Here is a 5,683-nt window from a genome sequence, read left to right as displayed (position 1 = left end):
TTTCAATTTGCGAAAATTATTGTACCTTATCATAATATAAACAAGATGTTCGCAAACCAGCGAAACTCTATGAAGGAGGGAGACCAGTGACCTTTGGAGCTTTCATCAGTACACGGCGCAAAGAGGCCAAATTAAATCTCCGGGATACCGCGAAACACCTCGGTATCTCCAATGGGTACCTGTGTGATATTGAGCAGGGTCGCCGGCCAGCGCCAGAGGGAGCATTTGTAGAGCGGATCTCTTCTTTTCTGGAATTGGATAAGCAGGAGCATGAAATGCTGCTGGATCTGGCCGCAGATTCCAGGCAGACGGTTCCGGCCGACCTGCCTGACTATATCCGCCAGCATGACATCGTCCGCGCAGCATTGAGAGTGGCAAAGGAAGTAGATGCTACCGATGAGGAATGGAAGGCATTTATGGAAATGCTGCAGAACCGCCAGAACTAAGGGGGGATTTTCTTGTCTGTACCAAAGTATCGATTGGACGCAATTGAAACCATTGGACGGAAGATCCTGCAAGAGTATGATCCCGCTTTGTTGGACGGGCCTCCCCAGGCAGTTCCCATTGAAACTATCATAGAGACCAAGTTTGATCTAACTCTGGAATATCATTGCCTACGCAAAAACGGGAGCATCCTTGGGGAAACGATTTTTGATGAAGGAGCGGCTATTTTATACGACCAAGATGAAAAACGCTACCGTTTGATTGCAGTCAAGGCCGGAACGATCTTGGTGGAGGAGCGGCTTTGTGTGGACAGGCTCCTCGGCAGGCTGCGGTTCACCTGTGCTCACGAATTGGGGCACTGGGTCCTGCACCAGAAGCTGTACTCCGGCACAGGCGATGTGGCTGCCTATGAAGGAAAAACATCTTTGGATGAAAGCCACGGCCTGGTCGAATGGCAGGCGGATGCTTTGGCTACTGCTCTCCTCATGCCCCTGCCGCAAATCAAAAGAAGTTTTTACCGTTTGCGTGCAGGCAGGAGCAATGAGCAGTTGGTTGCGGAAATGGCTCAGATCTTCCAAGTCTCCAAGCAGGCCATGCGTATTCGGTTGGAAACACGCAATCTCATATAAGTTTGGTACGGCAAGCCCCCCTCCTAAGAGAGGGGTGCAGCCGCACCAATGTTCACAGGCTTTGTTATATGCATTTTGTTCGCAGTTTAGCGAACATGGGAGGAGGAGAATGGCATGAGAAAAGAAAGCTCCACTGTGCAGAAATGTAAAAGGCAGATGGCGACCCTTGGATTTGACAGCCAGCTGGCCTATCACCGGGTAAAGCTGATTTTGAAAATCTACCGGGATGTGGTGTGGGTCCTCAGTGAGCGGGTGGAGGAACTGCATGAGTATGCCTGGGAGCTGGGCGCTCAGGACGCTGATACCGGGCTTATCTATCTGCAAAGCTTCGCCCCGGATATGGATCTGCAGGAGTTTGAGGAACGGGTCTGCTGTGTGATGGAAAACCGGATGCTGGTGGATGTGATCGACCGTGCCCTTCTCCGCTTGAAACGATACCCTGACCGGGGGGAACTTTACTATGAGATCCTAACCAAACAATTTATCCACCGTTTCAACAGCACAGAAAGGGATCTGCTGGATGAGCTGAATATGGAGCGAAGCGTATTCTATGACCGGAAGCGCGAGGCGATCTTCTTATTGTCCCTCTGCCTTTTTGGTTATGCTGTGCCGGAACTTCAGGAAGAATTGGAGATGCCCCGACTTTATCCCGACTGATTCCCGATAAAAAACCGACGAAATCCCTACTCCCTTCCGACTTTGCCTCTGCTATACTCAGTACAGTGGCAGGTATGCACAAAAATGAATAGGACCAGCTGACAAGGGCCGGGACGCTGTAAAGTGTCCCGGCCCTCTGTATTCCTGCCGCAATATGGCGGCGGGGATCGGCCGGGGATGCAGAAATGCGTCCCCGGCTATTTTTCTGCCCGGCACTGGGAGGGCCGGCATGGGCTGGGAGGCTTATATCGCCAAGTACCCCTGATTTCAAGATTTTGATTCGCCATCAAAATCTTGAAATTTGGAGGAAAGGCACATGGAATCCAACGGGAAGTTTACCCTTATTGTTTTTAACACCTGCACTCAGGAATATGAGGAAGTCATAGTGACAGAGGAGGTCTATCGTACTTACTGCAGAACACGGTGGAATATCAAGGACAACGATCAGAGCTTTTTTGACCATGAGATCCAGACGAGTGGGATGATCGGAAGTCAGGATGGCGCCTATGAAAATTTCCGGGAGTTTATTGACGCTATCAACACCCCGGAACACATCATCCTTGAACAAATGAAGAAAGAGGCCCTGTACCAAGCGATCTCAGCGTTGCCTGCTGCGGATCAGGCATTGGTACAGGGGTTGTTTTTTAAGGGACAAAGTGAACTTGACTATGCAAGAGAGATTGGCGTTTCACAGCCTGCAGTGCATAAACGGAAAGTCCGTATTCTCAAGTCTTTGAAAAAACTTTTAGAAAATTGAAATTGGAGGGTTATTAAAATGCCGACATCTTCCCCTATACAAGCGAGAAGGAAATGCTTCTCACTTGTTCCTTGAAAACCGAATATCCGATTGTCTGAATACTTTCCTGACGGGGCCCCTGCTGGACAGGGGCAAGCGACGCTGGAGGATGCGCGAAAACCACCTGTAGAGGTTCTGGTACAGGCTGCAAACGAAGTCACCTATACATTTTTGTTCGGTTATGACAGCCTGCCGGATTTCCCCTCTATCAACGACGGCCAAATAAGGTGCCAAGCGGGTCCATCCGTCCAAAAAACAGCCTGTGGCAAGCTGTATCGCAATGACTCCGCCAGGGATAATGATACTTCCGTCCAGTCACAGCCCCCACCGAAATGGGGATCAAGCAATGAGGGCGGCCGACAGAGATCCTGCCGGGGGTGAGAGTCCCATGACGCGGTGAAGCCAGCCGCGGTTCAGATGGTCGCCCTACGGAGCCAGCGCCAGTGGCGCAGGCTTTTGCGCTTGGGGAAGTAGTGTCGAATACGAGCGCAGCAGAAGACAACACAAATGTGAAGTCTTAATATCAGAAGCTATGGGGATCGCTTCTGTCCAAAACCCGTTTACTGACCGGAACATGCCGTATGAGCAGCCATTCCAACCAGATGCGGGAGATGCGGAGGCGGTCCCTATTTTTGTGATATTAAGCCCAATATGCTGAGGAGGTGTATTCTGTGAAAACATATTGCAGACAGGAAATCAGCCGTGGTGACATTTACTATGCTGACCTGCGGCCAGTCATCGGGTCTGAGCAAGGTGGTATCCGTCCGGTACTCATTCTGCAGAACAATGTGGGCAACCGCCACAGCCCCACAGTGATCGCAGCCCCCATCACCAGCAAGATGGGAAAACCGCGGCTGCCTACACATGTTTGTTTGAATAGGCAAGCGAATGGATTGAGCTGTGGTTCCGTTATCCTTTTGGAGCAACTTCGCACTATTGATAAGTCCAGGCTCAGAGAGCGCGTTGGAGCATTGGACACCTCCGAGATGAAACAGATTGACTGGGCGCTTGGGGTCAGCGTCGGTCTGGCGGAAGGATATCGGTAGAATAGGTCAATTTATGAACATTTATTCTGTTGGTATTGGTGAATAGATGTTGCCGCCTTACTTGTGGTATTGTTTGAAAAAGCACTTGGAATAGGAAAACGAGGTGAAGCAAGAGTGGAGTACCGAAAAGTTTACTTCCGGATTCGCAGCCGCTATCAGTTCGATTCCGGCTGGCCGGCTGAGACTGACGCCGCCAAATTTCATGAAGAAAGCCGCAGCCTGTTCCAGAGTGTGGGCTGGGATCTACAGCCCGGTGGGGACAGCACATCTGATACCGTTACGAAAGGCTGGCAGGAGTTATACCTGCATCCGATGAACTTTAGTGGTATTATAGAGATGGACGAGATCCCAGCCATCCAAGAACTACTGAAGGATGCGAAATCGTTCTGCTGCTATGGCTTCGACTGCTACGAGAGGTATTGGGATATTACCGATGAGGAATATCTGGCACAGTTGGAGACCAAGCGCGAGGAGATCACACATGAAATTCTGGAACGGTGCCGGACAAAACGGAAAAACCTGTATATCACAGGCCCGGTTGCTTTAAATGTCGCTCAAAAGTTCTCTGTACACAGGCTCTGTGATAAAGAAGGCAAGCATAATCTTGCCAACCGCTTCGTGGGCGAACTGATGGAGCAGCTTGTTCAAGATGGCCTGCTGGTGACAACGAAAACCAGAAACGGTCTTGGTGTCCGCACGGCAACCGATGCAGAAATTAGCTCCCCACTGCCAGGGCAGCAGCAAATGACCCTGTAAATCGAGGTGCGATGGAATGGCAATTTATATTACGGGTGATACTCACGGCGACTTCCAACGCTTTGGGAGCAAATACTTCCCACAGCAGAAGGAGATGATCTGGGAGGACTATGTGGTCATCGCGGGTGATTTTGGAGGACTGTGGGATGGAAGCCAGAAAGATCAATATTGGTTGGACTGGCTGAACAAGAAGCCCTTCACCACCCTGTTCGTGGATGGGAACCATGAGAATTTTGACTTGCTGAACACTCTACCAGAAAAAGAATGGAATGGCGGACGGGTCCATGTGGTGCGGGAGCATATCCTGCACCTTATGCGGGGACAGGTCTTCGACTTCGGCGGCCTCACCTGGTTCACAATGGGCGGTGCGGCCTCCCATGATATTCAGGATGGAATTCTCGATCCAGCCGATCCGGACTTCGAACACCGGTATTGGCTGATGCGTCGGATGCGGTCCATGTTTCGGGTCAAGGGGGTAAGCTGGTGGGCCGAAGAAATGCCCAGCCAAGCAGAATATCAAGAAGCCCTGGCAAACTTGGAACGGGTCAACTGGACGGTAGACTGTGTTCTCACCCACTGCGCTCCCAGCGGTGTGGTGCAGAAGATCAATCCATCCTATGGAACGGATGAACTGACGGACTTTCTTGAAATGGTCAGCCAGCGGTGTAAATTCGCTTACTGGTTTTTCGGCCATTACCATGAGAATCGAATCATAGATCAGAAATACATCCTCCAGTGGGAAAAGATATCTGAACTGGGTTTTTAATCGCAATGGATCAGGGAGTGGGTAACCAGCATTCCCTGGTCTTTTATTCTGAACGGATTGGAAGACGCCAAAAGAGCAAAGAGATAGGCTACACAAAGGGGAAAAAGCGATTTACATATATGGTAGAGCATAGGTGATATTTTGTTATCAGGAGGAAAAAATGACATTTGAAATTAAAGATTATTTTGAGACACCCATTATATTGGAGCCGAGGGTGGAATTGTACACGGTTTATGATTTTATGGGCAAAGAACTGCCTGGCCTTGCGATTGTTCTTGATATGCCTATCCAAGGAGCAGATGAGAAAGAACAGTTCGCTATTCTTACAAAATCTTTTGGAGAATTTCTTGGCTTGAAAAACAGTGCATATGTCGATATAAACAACTGTCCCTTTGCGCCGCAGCTGCTCAATCGTGGATTTGCTAAAGATACTGGGCTCTACAAAGAAAGTGGGTTCTGCTCCTACCCTTTATGGACATTTGATGAAACCGTTCTGAAAGAAACCGGCGGTGAGAAGTACGAGAGATACGCACGGGCTTATGACGAGTATATGGAGTTGTAGGTTTGTCAAACATATTGGACGGTGAAC

At 49.8% G+C, this 5,683-nt stretch carries 8 protein-coding genes; all 8 read left to right on the top strand.

All coding sequences use genetic code 11. The features are described from left to right. Positions 1-86: 86 nt before the first annotated feature. The 8 genes from HMPREF0372_RS00450 to HMPREF0372_RS00415 all read left to right on the top strand — a co-directional run bounded on the left by HMPREF0372_RS00450 (position 87) and on the right by HMPREF0372_RS00415 (position 5,656). Entirely contained in the window at positions 87-446 is a 360-nt protein-coding gene (locus tag HMPREF0372_RS00450; RefSeq protein ID WP_006877047.1) for a helix-turn-helix domain-containing protein, read from the top strand. A 33-nt stretch (positions 447-479) separates the two neighbouring features. Then, positions 480-1,073: an ImmA/IrrE family metallo-endopeptidase gene (locus tag HMPREF0372_RS00445; protein WP_007487968.1), complete on the top strand. Its 594-nt coding sequence runs from the start codon at positions 480-482 to the stop codon at positions 1,071-1,073. 114 nt (positions 1,074-1,187) lie between these two features. Next, a complete protein-coding gene (locus HMPREF0372_RS00440; RefSeq protein ID WP_007487966.1) occupies positions 1,188-1,730 on the top strand; it encodes a hypothetical protein in 543 nt (180 codons plus the stop codon). Positions 1,731-2,046: 316 nt separating this feature from the next. Beyond that, on the top strand, positions 2,047-2,487 hold the full coding sequence (locus HMPREF0372_RS00435; protein WP_007487963.1) for a sigma-70 family RNA polymerase sigma factor: 441 nt from the start codon (positions 2,047-2,049) through the stop codon (positions 2,485-2,487). 710 nt (positions 2,488-3,197) lie between these two features. Next, the gene (locus HMPREF0372_RS00430) at positions 3,198-3,572 is read left to right on the top strand and encodes a type II toxin-antitoxin system PemK/MazF family toxin (RefSeq protein ID WP_021630225.1); all 375 of its coding nucleotides are present in this window, start codon (positions 3,198-3,200) and stop codon (positions 3,570-3,572) included. Between the two features lie 114 nt (positions 3,573-3,686). Next, the gene (locus HMPREF0372_RS00425; RefSeq protein WP_007487961.1) at positions 3,687-4,328 is read left to right on the top strand and encodes a hypothetical protein; all 642 of its coding nucleotides are present in this window, start codon (positions 3,687-3,689) and stop codon (positions 4,326-4,328) included. Positions 4,329-4,344: 16 nt separating this feature from the next. After that, positions 4,345-5,094, top strand: a complete 750-nt coding sequence (locus HMPREF0372_RS00420) for a metallophosphoesterase family protein (RefSeq protein WP_007487960.1) — start codon at positions 4,345-4,347, stop codon at positions 5,092-5,094. A gap of 160 nt (positions 5,095-5,254) precedes the next feature. Continuing rightward, the gene (locus HMPREF0372_RS00415; RefSeq protein WP_007487959.1) at positions 5,255-5,656 is read left to right on the top strand and encodes a DUF4313 domain-containing protein; all 402 of its coding nucleotides are present in this window, start codon (positions 5,255-5,257) and stop codon (positions 5,654-5,656) included. The last annotated feature ends 27 nt before the right edge of the window (positions 5,657-5,683 follow it).

Source organism: Flavonifractor plautii ATCC 29863 (assembly GCF_000239295.1).
Lineage (GTDB): Bacteria > Bacillota > Clostridia > Oscillospirales > Oscillospiraceae > Flavonifractor > Flavonifractor plautii.
Note: the sequence above shows the minus strand (reverse complement) of the source record. Positions and strands in the feature narration are given on the sequence as shown.